This window comes from Acrocarpospora pleiomorpha (assembly GCF_009687885.1).
Lineage (GTDB): Bacteria > Actinomycetota > Actinomycetes > Streptosporangiales > Streptosporangiaceae > Acrocarpospora > Acrocarpospora pleiomorpha.
In genome coordinates this window covers 110,293-130,218 of sequence record NZ_BLAF01000007.1, presented here as the reverse complement: position 1 = coordinate 130,218, position 19,926 = coordinate 110,293, and the positions used below count along the sequence as shown (strand labels likewise).

Genomic DNA, 19,926 nt, shown 5'->3' with positions numbered 1-19,926 from the left:
GAAAGTGGGGCCAATGATGCCGTGGGTCACTGTTGAGCCTTCGGGTGCGCGGTTCGAGGTGCGCGAGGGCGAGTCCGTAGCCGAGGCCGCCTGGCGGCAGGGCTACGTCTGGCCGACGAAGTGCTGGGGCCAGGCGGACTGCATGTCGTGCTTCACGAAGATCGTCGACGGCGAGCTGTCCGCGGTTCCGGCCGGTACGGAGGAGCTGGACGCCATGCGCTTGAAGATGGTGGCCCGGGTGCGGGGCCCGATGGTGCGGCTGGCCTGCCGGTTGACGGTCAGAAAAGACGGCCTGGTGCTGCACAAGCAGGGCGTGCGGGTTCCGGAGGACGTACCCAGCTAGGGCAAGGGAGAATTATGAGTGACATAGCGCAGCTGACCAGTTCGCAACTGAGCAGCATGTACGAAGTGATGTGCAAATCCCAGGCATTGGAGTTGCGGATCCTTAAAGGGATGCGCAGCGGCGAATTCGCCACGATCATCTGGCCCGCGCGTGGCCAGGAAGCGGTCGCCGGAGCGCTCAGCCTTGCCTTGAGGCCCGACGACCGGCTGATCACGACGTACCGCGGACTGCATGATCACGTGGCGAAGGGCGTTCCGCTGGTCGAGATCGCCGGCGAGGTGCTCGGGACATCCGTCGGCGCGTGCAACGGCAAGGGCGGGACGATGCACATCGCCGCTCCCGAGCAGGGGCTGATGATGTCGACCGGCATCGTCGGCTCCGGGCTGCCGGTCGGCGTCGGACTGGCCCTGGCCGCTCGGTTCCAGAAGAGTGATCGCGTCACCGCCGTCACCTTCGGCGACGGAGCGACGAACACGGGGTCCTTCCACGAGGCGGTGAATCTCGCCGCGACGTGGAAGCTGCCGGTGGTGTTCGTCTGCCAGAACAACCTCTACGCCGAGATGACGCCGGTGGAGGAGACGATGGCGATCCCGCACGTGGCGGACCGGGCCAAAGGGGTCGGGATGCCCGGCGTCACGGTGGACGGGAACGACCCGGTGTCGACGTATCTGGCCATCCGGGAAGCCGTCGACCGGGCCAGGGCGGGCGAGGGCCCCACGCTCGTGGAGGCCGTCACCTTCCGATTCGAGGGCCACTACGCCGGCGACCAGATGAAGTACATCCCGGCCGAGCAGCTGGAAGAGGCCAGGAAGCACGACCCCATGATCACGTTCCGGGAGACGCTGCTCAGCCACCCGGAGATCACGGAGGAACAGCTGGCCGCCATCGAGGCCAGGGCGGCCCAGGAGGTCGACGAGGCGGTCGAGGCCGCCAAGGCGGCGCCCCAGCCGGACGCGGCAGAGATCGAGCGGGATGTGTACGCCGAGAGATTGGTGGCTGGCAATGTCTAAGAAAGCGACGATCCGCGAGGCCATCAACTCCGCGCTGGACGAGGCGCTGCGGACCAGCCCGCACGTATTCCTGCTCGGTGAGGACCTGGCCGATCCGGCCGCGGGAGTCAACGCCGTGACGCGCGGTCTGGCCACGGAGCACGGCCATGACCGTGTCCTCAACACCCCGATCTCGGAGGCCGCGATCGTCGGCGCGGCCGTGGGCGCCAGCCTCGAGGGCATGCTGCCGGTGGCGGAGATCATGATCATGGACTTCATCGGGATCGCGATGGACCAGATCGTCAACCACGCGGCCAAGTTGAGGTACATGTCGGCGGGTCGTACGACATCGCCGATCACGGTGCGCGCCGTGGTGCTCGAAGGCTCGGGCGCAGGTGGGACCCACTCGCAGTCCCTGGAGGGATGGTTCATGCACATCCCGGGTCTGAAGGTGGTCTACCCCAGCACGCCGGCCGACGCGAAGGGCCTGCTGCTCTCGTCGATCTTCGACCCGGACCCGGTCCTGTTCATGGAGGCGTCGCGCCTGTACGGAAAGCGCGGTCCGATGCCCACCGAGGATGGATTCCGCATCCCGATCGGCAAGGCCGACGTCAAGCGCGAAGGTCGGGACGTCACGATTGTGACGTACGGTCCCGCCACGTGGGAGGCGCTGGAGGCTGCCGAGGCACTCAGTGCCGAGGGGATCGAGGCTGAGGTCGTCGATCTTCGCACCTTGCTCCCGCTGGACCTGGAGACGGTTCTCGCGTCGGTGGCCAAGACGCGGCGCGCGGTGGTCGCGCACCACGCGGTCGCATTCGGCGGCCCAGGCGCGGAGGTGGCGTCGCAGATCACCGAGGCCCTGTTCAACGAGCTCGTCGAGCCGGTGGTGCGGGTCGGCGCCAAGTTCAGCCCGATCCCCGCGCGCGCGTCGGAGGCCGCGGTGACGCTGGGCACCGGAGACATCGTGGCCGCGGTCAAGAAGGTGGCGGGAGCGGTACGTGTCTGAGCGGATTCCCGTGAGCATCCCGAAGGTGTCGATGGCGATGACCGAGGCCATGTTCATCGAGTGGCTGGTCGAGGACGGGGTCATTGTCACCGCGGGCGACCACATCTACTCGGTGGAGACCGAGAAGGTCGAGGTGGAGGTGGAGGCCGCGGCGAGCGGTGTCCTCCGCCATGGGGTGGCCCAGCCCGAAGAGGTGTATCCGGTGGGTACCGAGATCGGATTCATCGACAGCCAGGCCTGACCGGTCGCCGGGGGCGGGGTACGCGCTTGAGGCGCGTGCTCCGCCACGCGCGTGCGAGGCAGGGTGATTTCGGCTCCACGATTCGATATATTTGCAAGTGCCGAAGGAGTAGGGCATGAAGGCAAGTCGGCGAGCGCTCCCGCGAGCCGTGGTCGCGTTGGCGATGGCCGCGGTTATGGCCGGGTGCGGCGGAGTTTCGGCCAAGAACGCTGCGGAAAGCGCCGGAGACGGATCCCCCAAACGTGGGGGAGAGGTTACCGGCGTGGTGCTGAGCAATCCGATCCCGGACTCCGCAAGGTGTGGCACGCCGACCGCGTGGATCTACTGCGAGCCGATCTATGGCTCGTTGATGCGTTACATAGCGAAGGACGACAAGTTCGAGCCGGCGATGGCCGAGTCACTCGAATCGTCGCCGGACGGCAAGGTGTGGACCCTCAAGCTGCGGAGCGGGATCACGTTCACCGACGGCACCCCCTACGACGCGGACGCTGTCTCGTTCAACTGGGAGCGGGCGAAGAACCCCGCCCTGCTTTCGCCGGCCCTGTATTGGCTGTCGCAGATGACGTGGAAAGTAGTCGACCCCCTGACGATCGAAGTCACGCTGAAAGGACCGAACTACAACTTTCCCTGGGCGCTGCAGTACGAGCTCGGCATGATCGGTTCTCCCAAGGCGATCCAGGAGAAGGGTGATGCCTTCGGGAAAGAGCCGGTCGGCGCGGGTCCGTTCATCCTCGAGCAGTTCGTGGAGAACTCATACCTGCGCTACACCCGGAATCCCGACTACATCGAGAAAGGGCTGCCCTATATCGACAAGCTCACGCTCAAGCTGATCCCGGGTGACGACGTGCGTATCAACGCCTTCCGCGCCGGAGAAGTCAATGTGCACCGGACCTACATCAAGCGGGACGCGAAGGCGCTTGAGGACGCGGGCAACAACGTGCACCGGATGGTGGTCTGGGGTGGCACGTCCTTGGGCTTCAACGTGAAGGACCCGGATCTGAAGGACACCGACCTTCGCGCCGCGCTGATGCACGCTTTCGACAACGCGCAGCTCACCGCCGCCATCTATCCGGGTGATGTGGCGCCCGACTCCTGGTACGCACCCGACAGCCCGTACCGGGAGGATAACGTCAAGTATCCGGCGTTCGATCTCGCCGAGGCGCAGCGGTTGTTCGACGCGTACCTCGCGAAGACGGGGAAGGCGAGTCTCACACTCGAGCTCATCGGCTTCGGGACGGCGCCTGTGGCGAAGCAGGCGATCGAAGTGATCGGGGCACAGTTCAACAAGATCAAGGGGCTCACGGTGAACGTGCGGCCGCTTGACAACCTGGTGTTGGTGCAGCGCTGGCGGGAGTCCGACTTCCAGCTGTCGTATGTCTCGTCGGCCAACAGCCAGACGCCCGAGAGTATGTTCCGCGCGTTCAGCACCAACGGGGATCTGAACTACTACGGCTATTCCAACCCCGCGCTGGACGAGGCGCTCGAGACCACGCGGCGAACGACGAATGCGGACGAACTGGCGGCGGCATGGAAAGCGGTGGGCGCCGAACTGTCCAAGGCAGACGCTCCGGTCCGGCTGTTCGCGTACGAGCATGACATGGTGATCGGGGCTCCGACCGTGCACGGAATCAACCCGGTGAATGTCGGGGGCGCGACGTGGGAGCGGGTCTGGGTCGACTGAATCGGCCTGGGTGGTGCCCGGTGGGTGCTGCGGCGTCAAGCCACCACACCCACCGGGAGCTGTGTCTTAGCTCGATGCCAATTCGTCGAAGTAGCCCTGGAGACCGGACGCTCGGTCGAGGGCGGGCGAGATCAACATGCCATTCTGAACGGCCTCGGCCATCTCCTTGGCCGCCTGGCCGGGGTCGGTCACGTCGTAGACGGTGAGGTAGCGCTGTTTGACCGACGAGTTCGTCGCCTCGTTGAGGCGGTAACGCTTGGCCGACCGTATGGAGGGCAATTCGAGGAGCTCGGGGAGGTGCACGTTGTCGTACCACTCGTTGAACTCGGCGTCTTTTCCCTCGACCGCACAGGTGAAAACCACGATTACTCCGGCCATTGCCTGCCCTCGCTTTTGGTGGACCTCTTGCCCGGAAGCTTTTCTTAATTCTATGATATCAAAAATATCGAAAGAAGGAGTTCCTGTGGGGCGTCTGGACGGCAAGGTCGCGCTGATCACCGGCACCGGTGGCGGACAGGGGAGAGCGGCGGCCGAGATCTTTGCCCGTGAGGGTGCGAAGGTGATCGGCTGCGATCTGAAGGTCGAGGGAAACCGGGAGACAAAGGAACTGGTCGAGGCGGCCGGCGGCACCATGCTCGCGGCCGCGCCGGTGGACCTGGGCGATCCCAGGAGCGCCGAGGAGTTCGTCGAAGCGGCCGCGGCCGAGTGGGGCGGGCTCGATATCGTCTACAACAACGCGTCGGCGCAGAAGTTCAGTCCGTTCGCGGAGATCTCGCTGGACGAGTGGGCGTTCACAATGCGCAACGACCTTAATCTCGTCTTCTACGTGACCCGCGCGGCGTGGCCCCACCTCGTGGCTCGCGGGGGCGGCTCGATCATCAATACCGCGTCCGGCGCGGGTTTAGGCGCTTCCAAAACCACCCCCACGGTGGCGCATGCCACCGCGAAGGCGGGCGTCATGGGATTCACGCGCGCCTTGGCCGCTGAGGGCGCTCCGCTGGGAATCCGCGTCAACAGCATTGCCCCCGGTCTCATCGAGACACCCGTATTGAAAGAGCACCTGACTCCCGAACTGGTCGCGACACTCTCCGCCTCGATCCCCATGGGACGGATCGGCAAGCCGGAGGACATCGCCAATTTCGCGCTATACCTCGCCTCAGATGAGTCCACCTTCGTGACCGCTACCACTTTCGTAATCGACGGTGGCACTTCGACGATCCATTGAGCATTGTCTCGGGCGCCATAAAACGTCCCACTGGACGCTGAACGAGTCGGCCAGGGCGCGAGTCCAGCCTTCGAGCGGATCGCGCACCTCACCCATGATGCCCCCGGTGGGAAGGTCCCCGCCGACTTTGAGAGCAAATCTGAATGCCTGAGGGGGCCGTTCAGGGCTGACCCGGAGCGGGTGTCGGTCGCAGCAGGGAAGACGGTGCCAGGTGTTTTACGCCGCCCGAATGTTGGATTGGATTGGCTAGCTCACGCGCTTGGCTGGGGCCGTGAAGGTGTTACAGGAACCCGGGGACCAACTCTCGTAGCCGCGGGTCGCCCAATAGGTGCGGTTCTTTGTGCTTCCCTGCGATGGCCCGATGGTGGTGTTGACCAGCACCCACAGCATGTGCTCCGAGCTGGGTTCGGCGGTGTGTCCCAGCGAGTCCCATACGCTGCCGAGGAAGGCGCCGGCGAAGCAGGTGGTCTGTAGTTCGAACCTCTTACGCTGGGCCAGCAGGCCGCGCTTCGACAGCTTCTTCTCGGCCTTGAGTTGCTGGCCGACGATGCCCGTCAGCTGCTGGATATGGTAACCGTACCCACGGGCGAGGCTCAACAGGATGGTCGGCCGGTTGAGTTCGTCTGCGAGTGACCGGTCGGGGATGAGCATGTAGATCGTTTTGTTCTTCAGGCAGTACATGCTGAACGTCTCGTACGGCTCGCCGGAGAACCCGCACGCCTTGATGCGCTTCCCGCCCTTGACGACCAAGCGAGGCTTGCTGAACGGGATCCCGGCCTTCGCCAGCTGCGGACGCCACGCTTGTTCCAAGCAGTCGGAGATGTCCTCGACGTACAACTGGACGGAGTCGAATCGCGCGGGATTGAACATCTTCTCCTCGCAGGTGACCTGCGGCAGCTTCCCCGTCGCGTAGATCGGGTTCTTCGTCAGAGCGCCGGGACCTGTCGGCACCGGTGCGGCGAGCGAGGCTGCGACCACGACATTCACCAGCGGATTCATAGCAGGCGATCATAGCGATAAATAGCATCGAAAGGATCTTCGTCCATATAACAACCCGGCTACCGGAACCGAAACGAACGCCGGCGTCTCGCCAGCAGGGGAGCTCAGGCGCCTGCTTCAAATGCCATGTTGTGATAATTGCTTATTCCGTATACCGGCAAGGCGAGAAGATCGGACGTTATCCTCCGCCCTCCGTTTCGGTCACGTCTTTCCGAGCGTGGGGCGTTGACCCAGGAGGAATCTGGCCACGACGGGGCGGGAGACCTGCGACCCCCAGCGTCCCCACTGGTCGGAGAAGGCGTGCTCCTCCCACGGGAGGAGCACTGTCTGATGGGGGACGTTCGCGCTGGTGAGGCGGTGGGACAGGTCGATGGACTGGGAGACGGGGACCAGGTGGTCGCGCTCACCGTGGATCAGCAGGGTGGGGGGCAGGCCGGGGCGTACGAAGGTCGCCGGGGAGGTCAGCCGGTAGCGGTCCGGGAAACGGTGGGCGCACCCGCCCAGGTGGTCGGTCGCGATGGAGCGGGCGACGCTGGGGAGCCGGGAGTCACGCATCATGGCGGACATGTCGGTGATGGGGAAGAACGCGATCACGCTGGCGACGGGGAGGTCGGGCTGGTCGCAGCCGGTCGGGAGCCGGTCGTCGCCGGTGCTGTAGGCGGCCACCAGGGCCAGGGAGCCGCCAGCCGAGCCGCCCATCAGCGAGAGATTGCCGGGATCGATGCCGTAGTCGTCCGCACGGGAGCGTACCCAGCCGATGGCGCACTTCACGTCCGCGATCTGTGCCAGCCAGCGGGGCGGGGGAGAGAGGCGGTAGTCCGGGGCGAAGACCGCGATGCCCTGCTCATTCAGCCATCGGTTCCACTGGACGCTCTCGGTGCGGTCGCCCTTGGTGAAGCCGCCGCCGTGGATCCGTATCACCGCTGGCCTGCCGGGAGCCGGACGCTCGGGAAGCCACACGTCCAGTTTGAGGTCCTGGCCGTCCGCCCGGTGGTAGACCTCGGTCGCGGTCGGCCCGCCGCCGGTCGGCTCGTCGAAGAAGCCGAGTAACGACACCGCGTCGCCCATGGCCGCGGCGGTCCGCCAGGCCGCCAGCCACGGCACCACCGCGAGGCTCAGCGCGAGCAGGGCCGCGAGCGCCGCCGCTCCCGCCGTCTTCCGGCAGCGCCACCGCCACGCCCACACCGCGAGCGCGCCCAGGAACACGGCCGGAATCGCCAGGTACGGCCCGCGGATCGCCACCGTGATCGCGGCGTCCGAGGTCCGATCCACCAGCCCGAGCACATCCGGCACCCAGGGCGAATACCACGAGAACCCCCACCAGAGAACCGGCAGCACGGCCAGCCCCGTGCCCGCGACCAGCACTCTCCGGGAGCCCCGCACTCGTGTCCTGCCTCAGCAAGTAGTACTGGACGATGCCCCGAGCTCCTGGGTGGAGTTCGCTGGTCCGGTCAGTGGGTCAGTGCCGCCTGTTCGTCGCGGAGTCGCCCGAGGCGCAGTCGCTCCAGAAGGCCGGGGACGAAGTAGTCGAACACTTCGCGGCGGAGGTCGTAGTGGTAGAAACGGCCTTCCTTGCGAACGTCGATGAGGCCGGCCTCGTAGAGGATCTTCACGTGATAGGAGATCGTCGACTTGGCGATCGGCAAGTGCTCCTCGAGAAAGGTGCACGCGCACGTGTCATCGACGCCGAACATCGAAATGATCTCGAGGCGGAGCGGCTCGGAGAGCGCCCTGAACACGCTGATGTACTGATCGAGCTGCGACTTCTCCAATGGGGACGCGCCGAGTACGGCCTGTCCTCGTTTCACCGATGATCCCCCGCCATCCGGATTGAGTAACTCATGGGTAAAGATTGTGATGTAGCCCAGCTTGGCTGTCACTCTCCGCTATCGTACGCTGCGCACTGATAAAGCGGCAAATTTCTGCCAATGCCGAACTCTCGATGTCTGGTCTTCTAGGGTCTCATCCCTTCCCGGCATCCTTTGGGCCGGGGTCGATTCGATAGTTACCGAAGCGGCCCTAGGACTTGCGGCCGCCGATCTCATAGACGCTCGTGTCCCGGCTCGTGAGGCGAAGGAGCGCCCCGGCAAGAACAAGTGCTGTGGTCATCACCAGACTTAGCGGAAGGGCCGTCTTGACCCCGATGGCCCCCACGAGTGGGGCGACAAGGCCCCCGGTTCCCGACTGGAGGCAGCCCAGAACGGCCGCCGCGAGTCCGGCGTTCACACCATGGCGATGGAGCGCGAGCGCGGGCGTATTGGGAAGCACCATCCCGATGGTGAACAGCACGACTCCCATCGGAACCGCCGCACCGGCCGGCCCGCCGATTTCACCCAGGGCCAGCACCACCGCGCTGAGCGCGGCCAGCAGGCCGACCAGATTGGCGGCCATCATGACCCTGATCAGGGGGAATCGCGAGATCAGGACAGGGTTCAACTGCGCCCCGGCCAGAAAGAGAATCGCGTTGATCCCGAAGACCAGGCCGAACTCCTGCTCCGAGAGACCGAACCCGTCCTGGAATACGAACGAGGACGCCCCGATGTAGCTGAACACCGCGGCAGCGGTGAGACCACCGATCATCGCCAATGAGATGAAGGTGCGGTCGCGCAGAATCTCCAGGTACGACGACGCCACCGCACGGGGACGCGACGACCGGCGACGCTCCCGGGGAAGCGACTCATCCAGAAACAAGAACGCGCCCAAAGCGAGCACGAGACCGATGACCAGCAACGTGGCGAAGATCCCGCGCCAGTCCGTGAAGCGAAGTAATTGGCTGCCGAGACTCGGAGCGAGGATGGGAGCCATCGCGACCACGAGCATGTTCCGCGAGATTATCCGCGCCATCGCGGTGCCCTGGAACCGATCCCTGATGGTAGCCATGATCACCACCGACACCGCGGACGCGCTGAGCCCCTGCAGGAGCCGCAACGCCGCGAGCACCTCGATGTTCGGCGCCACCGCACAGAGAAGCGAAGCGCTCGCATGCGCGAGCAGACCGAACAGCAGAGGTCGCCTCCGGCCCACCGCATCCGAGAGCGGGCCGACGATCAACTGGCCCAGTCCCATCCCGATAAGCATCCCGGTGAACGTGAGCTGCGTCATCGAGTCGGTCGCCTGCAGATCGTCACGGACCTGCGGCAACGCCGGGAGATAGAGATCGATGCTCAGCGGCGGCAGAGCGGTCAGGCAGCCAAGAAGGAGTACGAGTCGGACGTACTGCCAGCCTGTCGCCGCTGCGGATTCGGAACGTGTTTCGGGTTCGGCGGACATGGTTCCTCAGAAAGATAGTTACGAGAATTCACTCGCCCGAGTAGCCGGGCGCCTCGCGCGGACCGGTCGCCGCCACGAAGGCGGCGAAGACCGCCGCGACGCCGGCCGAGCACGCGACCGCGGCCGGCGCGCCGATCAGGCTCCCCGTCGCGCCGAGCACCAGCGCTCCGATGGGGACGAGACCTCCCCACGCCACGATGTACAGGCTCGTGATGCGACCCCGCGCATGCTCCGGCGCGACGTAGTGCAACGTCGTCTGGAGCGAGGTCATGACCGAGAAGTTGCAGCCCGCGACCAGCGCGGAAAGCCCCAGGGACAGCGGCAAGGAGGGTGACGCCGCGAACGCCATCAGGGCGATCGCCATGAGCAGCATGCGCAGAGCGATCGCGCGAAGGCTGAGGAGCGTGCGGCGGGAACTCGTCGTGAGCGCGCCGACCGCGGCACCCAATCCGGTCACCACAAGGAGAAGGGTGAACGTCGTGTCGTCCCCGCCGAGGATCGTGTACGCGAACACGGGAAGCTGGGAGACATACGCCGAGGCGAAGAGCGCGCAGACGGAGGTCACGAGCAGGGCGAGCAGTGCCGGTGGCCGCTCCCGGGCGATGCGGATGCCCTCCGCGATCCGCCCCAGCGCCGACGCCTCGTCACGCGCCAGCTTGATCGGCCGAATCCTCGCGCGTGAGACGATCGCCGAACTCAGCAGGCTGGTGGCGGCGAACACCCCGAACGAAGGACGGGCGCCCCAGGCGACAAGCAGCGGAGTGGCGAGCGCCGGACCGGCGATCCTGGAGAGGTTCAGCCCCACGGACTGCAGCGCGACGGAACTCGCGACATCGGCCGGCGGGACGGAATTGACCATCACCGCCGAGCTCGCCGGTGCGTTGAGGGCCTGCAGGGTGCCGAGACCGAACGCGAACGCGAAAACCACCGCGACGCTCACCCGATCCCCCAGCATGCTGAGCACGAACACGAGCGCCAGTGAGACCAGGCCGATGAGAGCCTGGGCGGCGACCACGATGCGCTTGCGCTCGAACCGGTCGACAAGCGTCCCGGCGTACGGCGCGAAGAACAGCAGCGGGCAGAGATTGAAGAAGTAGAGCAGCCCCAGCATGAACTCGTCGTTGCCCGAAAGCCTCGATACGAGCCACTGCATCGACACGTTGGAGACCCAGAAGCCTCCTTGGGTCAACAGGAAGGTCGACCACAGCAGGAAGTAGGACTGGTGACGGAGGCTGCGCAGCGCGCCCGTCTGCGGCAGCTTGGCGAGAAGCCGCGCCAGGAGCCCCGGCGTGGGTTCCGGCGCGGACCCGGCCTCGGCGACCATCAGCTCGGCCCGCTCCGCGCCAGCCTAACCAACCTTCGACCCGCTCAGCCGGGCGTCCACGAGCGCTTTGACGTGGCTGAGGACCGGCTTGCTCGTCGCCGTCATCTGGAGGTCGGACTCCTCGACGAAGAAGATCTGCCTCGGGATCTTGTAGCTTGCCAGGCGGTCCTTGAGGTAGGCCTTCACACCGTCCTCGGTGAGGCTGGCGCCGTCACGGGGCACGACGACGGCCACGATGGCCTCGCCGACGGCCGCGTCCGGCACGCCGATCACGGAGGTGATCCGGACATCGGGGTTCTCGTAGAGCGCGGACTCGACCTCCCCCGGAGACACATTGGCCGCATTGGTACGGATGATCGCGGACATCCGGCCCGTCCAGTGAAGGTAGCCGTCCTCGTCCAGATAGCCGCCGTCATTGGTGTGGTAGAAGCCCTCGGCATCCAGGTAGTCCTCCGGGAACACCTTGTGGTAGCCGCGCATCAGGCCGGTGCCCTTGAAGACGATCTCCCCGAACGTGTTCGGTGGGAGCTCCTCGCCCGTCTCCGGGTCGACGATCTTGAACCTCATCCCCGGGAGCGGCCGGCCGTGGGTGCTGGTGCGTAGCTCCACGGGCGAGTCCCAGGGGATCGCGGCAGCTAAGGTGAGCGCTTCGGTCAGCCCCAGCGAAGCGCCGCCGAACGGACGGTCGGGCGGCAGGTCGGTGTGACTGGCCAGCGCAGCCCTCGGGAAGATCCGGAGCGAGGACAGGTCGGCGGGGTTCTCGTCCAGCACCTCCTCGATCTGCGTGAGCTGCGGCGGCGTCACATGGATGACCGTGATCCTGCGCTTTTCGATCAGGCGGACCGCCTCGGCCGGGTCGAACCACTCCTGCATCACCAAGGTGGCGCCGGACGCGATGGCCGAGCCGAGCACCCAGGCGACTCCGGCGCTCCAGAACAGCGGATAGGTCCCCCAGATCACGTCATCCGGGCGCAGGCTGAACATGTCCGGCAGCCGGTCGAATTGGACCCGAACGCTCCGGTGGGTGTGAATGACCCCCTTCGACGGTCCCGACGTGCCGGAGGTGTAGATGACGAGGGAGTCGTCGGTCGGGTGGATCTCATCTTCAAGGGCCCGCAAGTACTCAGAAGAAAGGCCGGGAGCCCTTGCGAGCAGGTCGTCCCACCCGATGACCTGCCCACCGACGGCACCGTCCCCGACGTGCACCACATGGCGCAGGTACGGCAGCCGCGGCTCGTAGAACGGTTCGGAACCGGCCAGCCCGGGGAACGCCTCCACCAGGTCGTCAAGGTAGGCATGCCGGAGCAGGCGATCCTGCAGGATCAGGATCGAGGCGTCCGCGTGCCGCAGCAGTTGGTGCCGTTTGACCGCCGGCTCGTACGTGCTCAGCGGAATGCACACCGCGCCGATCGACATGGTCGCGAAGCAGGCGACGACCCACTCCGGCCGTCCACCCATGAGGAGGGCGACCCGCGTCCCCTTTCCGGCGCCGAGGCCGATGAGCGCCGCCTCGAACTTCGTGACCTCCTCGTAGAGACGGCGGTACGTCCAGCTCTCGTCACCGAAGACAAGCGCGGTGCGGTCCCCGTACTGCTCGGTGATCGCGCGCAGGAATACCGGGAACGTCAGGTCCGGGTCGACGTGGATCTGCTGCAAGGTCACTCACGCTCTTCGTATCCGCGCGCCGCACGTGCACGCTTGAGATCGTTGGCTCGGCAAGTTGGGCCTCCACACTTCTATAGTTCCCGAAGCATCATTCGTAACCTGCTTCGACATGTCAAGAGATCGACAGGTCATCGCTTCCACGAGCTGGGACACGAGGGTTCGCGTCGCATGCCCTGACTTCGGAAGACGGTCGTCGACACCGCGATCGAGGCGAACTCGTCGTTCGGCAGGCCCCGCTCGGGTTGAGTCCATCAGGCGGTTCGGTTACAGTACTCTTCGATGTTACTGAAAATGTAGACATTCAGGCAGGTCCGGATCGTCACCCTCGTGGCGAATCTCACGCCTCCCGAGCTGGGCTGAACATGCTCCGACGCCGAGGCCGTACGAATCCATAGATCTAGAAACATGATAGGATTGGGCGGACGTAAAACCATGACTGGATAAGGAAAATGCCTCGAGTCAATGCCGCCCCGAAACAGTCTCCTTTGGAGAAGTCGCAGGAAGCCCAGTACATCAGCATCTTCCGGGCGCTCTCCGAGCCGCTGCGGCTTGAGATCCTCTCCCTCTTCGACGAAGGAGGCCGCTGTGCCTGCACTCATCTGGAGGAGCGGTTGCCCATCTCCAAGTCGACGATCTCGTACCACATCAAGATCCTCTACGAAGCGGGCCTGATCAACATCCGCAAGGAGGGTCGCTTCTACCACTACGACCTGCGTACTGACGTATTCGAGTATTTCGTCCCCGACCTCCTGGAGCGAGTCCGGGGCGAGCGCTCGACCCGCGTCTAGCGAGCGCCGTCATCGTCCGTACGCTCATTTCGGGAATTGTCAAATGATCGCGGCCGTCCGCCGCGGTGAGGCGAGGAGGCAACCCATGGCCGAGGAACTCGACACGTCCGACATCGACCGTTGGGTCGGCGTCCCGCTCAGCCAGAGCGGCCTGGTCGAACCGATCCAGCTCAACGACATCCGCCGGTGGGCGCAGGCGATGCACCATCCGAACCCGCTGTACTACAACCCGGAATACGCCGCGGCGAGCCGTTTCGGCCAGATTGTTGCGCCGCAGTCCTTCACCGTGGTCTGCGAGGCGGGACACGGCGCCCGGCCCTCGACCCAAGGCCACATCCCGGAGTCGCACATGCTCTTCGCCGGAGACGAGTGGTGGTTCTTCGGGCCGCGGATCTTCCCGGGGGACCGCGTCACCATCGACCAGATGGTCTTCGACTACCGCAAGACGACGACGAAGTTCGCCGGGCCGACCGTCGTACAACGCGGCGACAACCACTACGTGAACCAGCGCGGCGAGCGGATCGCGATCCAGCGCTCATCCGCGATCCGCTACCAGCCCGCGACGGCACGAGCGTCAGCCGCTTTCGACGAGCGCGACGAGGAGATCGACTGGAGTGACGACGACCTGGCACGCATCACCAAGGAGAAGCACGAGTACGTTTCCTCGATCATCGCGTTAGGCCACGACCGGCGAAGCTGGGATTCGGTCCAGGTGGGCGACGAGCTTCCCGCCAAGGTCATCGGACCGCACAGCGTCGTCTCGTTCACGACCGAGTGGCGAGCGTACTCCATGACCGGCTGGAACACGGCGTGGCGCAAGCAGCTCGCGGACCCGGGAAACAGCGGCTGGACGGCCGAGATGTCGGTCAACGAGGAGCACGCCGGCTGGGACCCGGAATTCGCCGACGGCGCCTACTACGGTGCCGCGCGAGGCCACCTGAACGCGAAGTACGCCAAGCGCATCGGCATGCCGCGCCCCTACGGGTACGGCGCTTCCATGGGCGCCTGGGTGCTCGACTACCTCAGCTCCTGGGCCGGCGAGTGGGGATATGTCCACCACACCAACACCCAGTACCGCGGCCCCGCGCTGTCCGGCGACGTCACCTATCTGCGCGCCACGGTCACCGACAAGTCGCCCGATGTCGACCCCGCCATGGGCAAGATCCATCTCGATTACGTGATGACGAACCAGCGGGGCGAGGTCCAGGCCAAGGGATCGGGCGAGGTCCTGATCCCGCGCGACTAGGTAAACACCATCGAGAAGGGTGATCGGTGAGCGAGAGGACTGGTTTCGACATCGTCGTCGTGGGCGCAGGAAGCGGCGGCTACGCGACGGCGTTGCGTGCCGCCCAGCTTGGCCTGCGGGTCGCGTTGATCGAGAAGGACAAGGTCGGGGGAACCTGCCTGCACTACGGGTGCGTTCCGACCAAGGCGTTATTACACGCGGTGGAGGTGGCTGACGCGCTGGCCGGCAAGCCGCTGCACAGCCACGCCTAGCCCCCTGACCAGGAAGAGAACGATGATCATCACGCCTTCGCCCCTGCGCGGGACCACGGCGAAGCTCACCCGGCTGAGAAAGACCATCGCCCGCCGCATGATGGAGTCACTGCAGGGTTCGGCCCAGCTGACCACGGTCGTCGAGGTGGACGTCACCGGCATCGCCGCGTTGCGCGACCAGCACAAGGCGGCCTTCGCACGCCGCGAGGGCGTCAAACTCTCCTTCCTCCCCTTCTTCGCCAAAGCGGCCGTCGAGGCCCTGCAGGTCTACCCGCTGGTCAACTCGACCCTGAACCTCGAGGAAGGCACGGTCACCTTCCCCGACGCCGAGCATCTCGGCATCGCCGTCGACACCGACAAGGGCCTGTACGTCCCCGTCATCAAGCACGCCGGTGCGAAAAGCCTTGCCGAACTCGCGCACGCCATCGACGACCTCGCCAGCCGCACCCGCGACGGAACGGCGTCGCTCGACGACATGTCGGGAGGCACCTTCACGATCACCAACACCGGCAGCCGCGGGGCACTGTTCGACACCCCGATCATCAACCACCCCCAGTCGGCCATCCTGGGCACCGGCGCCGTCGTCAGCCGCCCCGCCGCCGTCCGCGACGCCGAGGGCAACGAGATCATCGCGCTACGGTCGATCGCGTACCTCGCCCTGTCGTACGACCACCGGATCGTCGACGGCGCCGACGCGGCCCGCTACCTCAGCTGGGTCAAGAGCCGCCTCGAAACAGCCGACTTCGCCCAAGAGCTCACCACCACGAAAGTGAACGGGTGACGAGCGGGTAGGGGTCTGGTGTCGCCCACTATCACGAGGCACTTACGACATGGACGGTTTGGGTGCCGCGTTGCGAGGTGTTCGGCGGCGCGCTGAACAGACGCCGCCGTCGCGCGAGCGGTTCATCGATCTACTGCGGGGAATCTCCATCCTCGCCGTGGTCCTAGGGCACTGGTTGGTGACAGTGGTCGGCCACGACGAGCACGGCGAGCTGACCGCCCGGTCGGCGTTGCCCGACCTGCCCTGGGCATATCCGATCACCTGGGTGGCGCAGGTGATGCCGGTGTTCTTCCTCGTCGGCGGGTACGCCAACGCGCTGTCGCTGGCGGCCGAACGCCGGCGAGGCGGAAACGCGACGGAATGGCTGCTCCACCGGGGCGGCCGGTTGATCCGCCCGACCTCCACCCTGGTGCTGGTCATGGCCGGTGGCGCGCTGGTCGCCCGCCTGTTCGACGCCCGCCCCGCCCGGGTTCGCCTGGTGGTGTGGTTCGCCTCGATTCCGCTCTGGTTCCTCGTGGCGTACCTGGTCGTGGTGGTGCTGACCCCGGTGATGTACGCCCTGCACCGCCGGTATGGCCTGGCGGTTCCGGTCGTGCTGGTCGGCCTCGTCGCCGCCGGCGACCTCGCCCGCCTTCTCGGCGAGCCGTCCTGGGGCAACGGCAACTTCCTGTTCGGCTGGCTGGCCATCCACCAGATGGGGTTCGCCTGGTGCGACGGCCTGCTGGCGTCCCGGAACCGCGTGGCGCTGCCGCTGCTGTTCGGCGGGTCCGGCGCGTTGCTGCTGCTCACGCTTGTCGGCCCGTACCCGATCAGCATGATCGACGTGCCGGGGGAGCGGCTGCACAACATGTCGCCGCCGAGCCTGGCTCTGCTGGCGGTGGCGGCCGTCCAACTCGGGGCGGCGCTGCTGCTGCGTGACCGGGCTGAGCGATGGCTGCGGCACTCGCGCGCGTGGCTGGCGGTGATCGCCGTCAACGCGGTGATCTTGACGATCTTCCTGTGGCATATCACCGCCGCGATCCTGCTCCTGGCCACACTGAATTTCGCCGGCGTCCTGCCCACCCCCAGCGTCGGCTCGGCGGCCTGGTTCGCCGGGCGACTCCCCCTGCTGCTCATGTTCACCCTCATGCTCGCGCTCCTGGTCGCGATCTTCGGACCGATCGAGGTCCGTGGCACCCGCCGCCGAGCCCGACCCCCCAACTGGATCCCGCCCAGCCTGATCCAAGCAGCGCGCCGCCCAGCGCCACGCCTCGCATTGGTCGTGGCAGGATTCGCCGGCGTCATCCTGGGCATGCTCGGCAACAGCCTGCTACCCAGCACAACCCCCACCCTGTTCGGGTGGCCGACCCCATACCTGATCGCCTACCTCTCCGGCGCGGCAGCACTCCGATTCCTCCGAGCTACACCACCGGGCACGAGCTCCTGCGGGATATAAGCCGGCGAGGCCGGTGACGGGCTTACAGGCGCGGTCGGTGGGCGGGAGACCGGCACAGGTAGGTGATCGTGGTTGTGCTGGGAGGCCTACCGACTAGATGATCGGGGCGCCTCAGCGTAGGAAGACCTCGTCGAGGTGCCATTCGAGGATGTCGCGGTCAGGCCGGTCCTGCGGGCGTTGGGGGAGCCCGATCTCGTGTCCGGCGCGGCGGTAGAACTCCTCACCGTTGCCGAACTCCTCCCGGAGCCGGGGGCTGACCAGGAGCCGATGTTTAGGGTCGACGGCGAGGTACCCGGCGTCGTAGAGGGTGTGCACGTCGGAGCGGAGGAGCAGGCCGTTATCGAGGCGGTGCGCACCGCCGCGGGTGATGGGGCGGATGTGGGCGGCCTGCAGGACGGGACGGATCTTGTCGCCGGTGATGGCGCAGCGCCGGTCGTAGGCGTGCAGGACGACGGCTTGGAACGCCTGCTGGCCGAGGCGTCGGGGCGCGAGGCGGGGGTCGCCGAAGACGGGGCCGTCGCGGTGCCAGGGTTCGGACAGGTCGATCTCAACCTGGATGCCCATCCGGTAGAGCAGGTCGTGGAAATAGTCGGCGGCCGGGTGGATCGCGAGGTCGTAGCTCTTGCCCTGGACGATGTTGGACGCGAAGTCCGGGGGCGGGTCGGCGATCAGTGCCTGGGGATAGAAGGTGATATCGCGGATGATGACGCAGCCGATGACCGGGTCCTCGCCGGGGGCGATGGGCTGTTTGCGGTACCGGCTGATTTGCAGGCGCATCTCGGCGAGGCTGCCGGCGCCGTTGCCCTCGCCGAATAACTTCCACGCCTCGGAGACGGGCAGCGAGGCGAAGCCGCTGTAAAAGCCGCCGCCCACGACCCGGTTGTGCGGGTGGTGGGTCTTGAAAAAGAAAGGTTCGCCGACATTCTCGCTCACTCTGCGAAATCGTATGCCTGCATCATGATGCACCCGGGCTCACCCGGTCGTGGTCTGGGCGTACGCGGACAGGAGCAGTCGTTCGGCCTCGTTCAGATAGGTCGCGAGCAGGTGTTCGGCCTCGGTGTCCTGGCCGGATTCCAGCAGGGTCAGTAGTTCGCGGTTGCGCGGGAGGAAGGGCGCGTGCAGGGCGTGTGGGTCCATGGCGTGGAAGACCAGGCGGAGTTCGGCGAGGAGTTGGGACATCATCGTGTTCAGGCGCCGGCTGCCGTTGAGGGAGGCGATGATCTGGTGGTAGCGCAGGTCGGCGGTGCCGACGTCGAACCAGCGGTCGTTGGCGGCGGCCGTCTCGGCGGCGGAGACCGCGTCCCGGAGAGCGGCCAGGGAGAGGGGGTCCTTGTCCGGCCGGCGGACGGCGGCGCCCTCGATCAGGCGCCGGACCCGGTAGATGTCGGCGACGTCGGCCGGGGAGAGGACGCGGACGTAGACGCCCCGGTTGAGCTTGTGTTCCAGCAGTCGCTCGTGGCCGAGCAGGCGGAAAGCCTCCCGCAGGGTGTTGCGGGAGACCTCCAGCTCGGCGGCCAGCTCGTCCTCGATCAGACGGCTGCCGGGCAGCAGGCCACCCTGGGTGACCCGCTGCCGCAGGATCGCCGCGGCCCACTCGGCCGTACTGCTGCGGACCCGGATCGGGCGGGTCTCCTCGTACGCGTCCGAGGAGTTTGGTTCACTCACAGTCAGCAGAAAATCACTAGTTCGTCCTCGTTGTCGAATCTCTACTTGCCGGAGGCGTCCACGCCGTCGGGATTTCCGGGGGCGTAGACCGTGATGCCGTCCGGCAGCGCTCTGATCTTGTCGATCTCCACGCAGGCGGGGCAGGCCTGGTAGCCCTTCTGGCGGGCCCGGTTGGCCTCCGCCTCGGCCTCGGCGCTGCTCACCAGGGCCCTGCCGTCGATCTCGGCCTGCTCGGCTTTGGCCTCGGCCTCGCGGATGCCCGCCTGCGCGCCCTGGGCGGTGGTGATGCTCTGCTGGACCTCGCCGGGCAGGGTGATCCGGACCAGGTTGAACCGGAATCCGGTCAGGTACGGCCCGCCCAGCATGGCCTGGATCTCCCGTTCCAGGCTGGCGTTGACCCCGGACTGCACCCGGGCCAGGTTGGCCAGGCCGGTGCTCGGCTCGGGGGTGTCGGCGCCGTTGAGGAAGGCGCAGGTGGGCACCAGCTCCTGGCAGCGCAGGGCCCCGAGCTGCACGCGCAGCGTGTTGTAGATGACCGGGCGGACCGCTTGGCCGAAGAAGGCACTCCAGCCTTCGTCGCCGTCCCAGGCGTAGAGCATGTCATCGTCTTCGCCGATGTAGGTGCGGGTTCCGTACCGGTCGTCGAAGGCTTTGAGGGTCTCGTGGTCGAGGTTGAGCGTGAAATAGAGAGTGCCCTCCACTCCCACGTTGACGCCGTCGCCCGTGGGCACGATGACCTCGTCCACGCCGAGCGTGGTGGCCCGTTTGGCGTCCGAGGTGATCGTGTAGATGCGCTGCTGGGCCGGGTAGGTGTGCGCGGTGGACCAGAACCCGGTCCAGGTGGGCCCGGTGGCCGGGTTGAGGACCTGGCGGATGCCGCTCTCGTCCAGTGGGCCGCCGTCGCGGATGACGGCGACGACTCCCGCGTCCGTGTGGGTGAACCCGGTCGCGTACGTGATCAGCGCGGTGAGCCCGGTCAGGGCAGCGATCAAGACACCGATCGATAGTCTGGTCATA

Annotated in this window: 20 protein-coding genes and 1 pseudogene; 11 read left to right on the top strand and 10 right to left on the bottom strand. The window is 66.4% G+C overall.

Annotated features, from left to right (window positions below):
- Positions 1-13 precede the first annotated feature (13 nt).
- From Aple_RS06410 to Aple_RS06390, 5 genes are all read left to right on the top strand, one after another.
- Entirely contained in the window at positions 14-343 is a 330-nt protein-coding gene (locus Aple_RS06410) for a 2Fe-2S iron-sulfur cluster-binding protein (protein WP_155343542.1), read from the top strand.
- Between the two features lie 14 nt (positions 344-357).
- Complete coding sequence (locus Aple_RS06405; RefSeq protein WP_218038144.1) at positions 358-1,353, top strand: thiamine pyrophosphate-dependent dehydrogenase E1 component subunit alpha; 996 nt, start codon at positions 358-360, stop codon at positions 1,351-1,353.
- The gene (locus Aple_RS06400) at positions 1,346-2,338 is read left to right on the top strand and encodes an alpha-ketoacid dehydrogenase subunit beta (protein WP_155343541.1); all 993 of its coding nucleotides are present in this window, start codon (positions 1,346-1,348) and stop codon (positions 2,336-2,338) included. The genes Aple_RS06405 and Aple_RS06400 overlap by 8 nt, the downstream gene beginning before the upstream one ends.
- The gene (locus Aple_RS06395) at positions 2,331-2,579 is read left to right on the top strand and encodes a biotin/lipoyl-containing protein (RefSeq protein WP_155343540.1); all 249 of its coding nucleotides are present in this window, start codon (positions 2,331-2,333) and stop codon (positions 2,577-2,579) included. The genes Aple_RS06400 and Aple_RS06395 overlap by 8 nt, the downstream gene beginning before the upstream one ends.
- 262 nt (positions 2,580-2,841) lie before the next feature.
- The gene (locus Aple_RS06390; RefSeq protein ID WP_170321312.1) at positions 2,842-4,260 is read left to right on the top strand and encodes an ABC transporter substrate-binding protein; all 1,419 of its coding nucleotides are present in this window, start codon (positions 2,842-2,844) and stop codon (positions 4,258-4,260) included.
- Between the two features lie 66 nt (positions 4,261-4,326).
- Here the strand turns inward: Aple_RS06390 and Aple_RS06385 are convergent, their stop codons facing one another.
- On the bottom strand, positions 4,327-4,638 hold the full coding sequence (locus Aple_RS06385) for a DUF4286 family protein (RefSeq protein WP_155343538.1): 312 nt from the start codon (positions 4,636-4,638) through the stop codon (positions 4,327-4,329).
- An 85-nt stretch (positions 4,639-4,723) separates the two neighbouring features.
- On the opposite strand from Aple_RS06385, the gene Aple_RS06380 reads away from it, so the two are divergent.
- The gene (locus Aple_RS06380; protein WP_155343537.1) at positions 4,724-5,485 is read left to right on the top strand and encodes an SDR family NAD(P)-dependent oxidoreductase; all 762 of its coding nucleotides are present in this window, start codon (positions 4,724-4,726) and stop codon (positions 5,483-5,485) included.
- 246 nt (positions 5,486-5,731) lie between these two features.
- Here Aple_RS06380 and Aple_RS06375 read toward each other — a convergent pair whose 3' ends face one another.
- From Aple_RS06375 to Aple_RS06350, 6 genes are all read right to left on the bottom strand, one after another.
- The gene (locus tag Aple_RS06375; protein WP_155343536.1) at positions 5,732-6,484 is read right to left on the bottom strand and encodes a neutral zinc metallopeptidase; all 753 of its coding nucleotides are present in this window, start codon (positions 6,482-6,484) and stop codon (positions 5,732-5,734) included.
- A 201-nt stretch (positions 6,485-6,685) separates the two neighbouring features.
- Positions 6,686-7,867 (bottom strand): alpha/beta hydrolase, encoded by a 1,182-nt coding sequence (locus Aple_RS06370; protein WP_155343535.1) that lies wholly within the window; start codon positions 7,865-7,867, stop codon positions 6,686-6,688.
- Positions 7,868-7,935: 68 nt separating this feature from the next.
- Positions 7,936-8,364, bottom strand: coding sequence for an ArsR/SmtB family transcription factor (locus Aple_RS06365; RefSeq protein ID WP_155343534.1), 429 nt, complete (start codon positions 8,362-8,364; stop codon positions 7,936-7,938).
- A gap of 139 nt (positions 8,365-8,503) precedes the next feature.
- Positions 8,504-9,754 carry a multidrug effflux MFS transporter gene (locus tag Aple_RS06360; protein ID WP_155343533.1) on the bottom strand — a complete coding sequence of 417 codons (1,251 nt, stop codon included), beginning with the start codon at positions 9,752-9,754 and terminating at the stop codon, positions 8,504-8,506.
- A 28-nt stretch (positions 9,755-9,782) separates the two neighbouring features.
- Positions 9,783-11,078 carry an MFS transporter gene (locus tag Aple_RS06355; protein ID WP_155343532.1) on the bottom strand — a complete coding sequence of 432 codons (1,296 nt, stop codon included), beginning with the start codon at positions 11,076-11,078 and terminating at the stop codon, positions 9,783-9,785.
- 24 nt (positions 11,079-11,102) lie between these two features.
- Positions 11,103-12,740 carry a class I adenylate-forming enzyme family protein gene (locus Aple_RS06350; protein WP_155343531.1) on the bottom strand — a complete coding sequence of 546 codons (1,638 nt, stop codon included), beginning with the start codon at positions 12,738-12,740 and terminating at the stop codon, positions 11,103-11,105.
- A 452-nt stretch (positions 12,741-13,192) separates the two neighbouring features.
- On the opposite strand from Aple_RS06350, the gene Aple_RS06345 reads away from it, so the two are divergent.
- The 5 genes and pseudogenes from Aple_RS06345 to Aple_RS06325 all read left to right on the top strand — a co-directional run bounded on the left by Aple_RS06345 (position 13,193) and on the right by Aple_RS06325 (position 17,244).
- Positions 13,193-13,531, top strand: a complete 339-nt coding sequence (locus tag Aple_RS06345; RefSeq protein ID WP_155343530.1) for an ArsR/SmtB family transcription factor — start codon at positions 13,193-13,195, stop codon at positions 13,529-13,531.
- A gap of 85 nt (positions 13,532-13,616) precedes the next feature.
- Positions 13,617-14,777 (top strand): FAS1-like dehydratase domain-containing protein, encoded by a 1,161-nt coding sequence (locus Aple_RS06340; protein ID WP_155343529.1) that lies wholly within the window; start codon positions 13,617-13,619, stop codon positions 14,775-14,777.
- A 26-nt stretch (positions 14,778-14,803) separates the two neighbouring features.
- Positions 14,804-14,995 (top strand): annotated as a pseudogene (locus tag Aple_RS06335) (FAD-dependent oxidoreductase); the annotation flags it as partial.
- A gap of 55 nt (positions 14,996-15,050) precedes the next feature.
- Positions 15,051-15,809, top strand: a complete 759-nt coding sequence (locus Aple_RS06330) for a 2-oxo acid dehydrogenase subunit E2 (protein ID WP_155343528.1) — start codon at positions 15,051-15,053, stop codon at positions 15,807-15,809.
- A gap of 49 nt (positions 15,810-15,858) precedes the next feature.
- Positions 15,859-17,244 carry an acyltransferase family protein gene (locus Aple_RS06325; RefSeq protein WP_218038142.1) on the top strand — a complete coding sequence of 462 codons (1,386 nt, stop codon included), beginning with the start codon at positions 15,859-15,861 and terminating at the stop codon, positions 17,242-17,244.
- A gap of 111 nt (positions 17,245-17,355) precedes the next feature.
- On the opposite strand, the gene Aple_RS06320 is transcribed toward Aple_RS06325, so the two are convergent.
- From Aple_RS06320 to Aple_RS06310, 3 genes are read right to left on the bottom strand one after another with little or no spacing between them, the layout of a single operon-like run.
- Positions 17,356-18,177 (bottom strand): HNH endonuclease, encoded by an 822-nt coding sequence (locus Aple_RS06320; protein ID WP_246264178.1) that lies wholly within the window; start codon positions 18,175-18,177, stop codon positions 17,356-17,358.
- A 39-nt stretch (positions 18,178-18,216) separates the two neighbouring features.
- Complete coding sequence (locus Aple_RS06315; RefSeq protein WP_155343526.1) at positions 18,217-18,909, bottom strand: GntR family transcriptional regulator; 693 nt, start codon at positions 18,907-18,909, stop codon at positions 18,217-18,219.
- A gap of 41 nt (positions 18,910-18,950) precedes the next feature.
- On the bottom strand, positions 18,951-19,925 hold the full coding sequence (locus tag Aple_RS06310) for an SPFH domain-containing protein (RefSeq protein WP_155343525.1): 975 nt from the start codon (positions 19,923-19,925) through the stop codon (positions 18,951-18,953).
- Position 19,926: the final 1 nt, after the last annotated feature.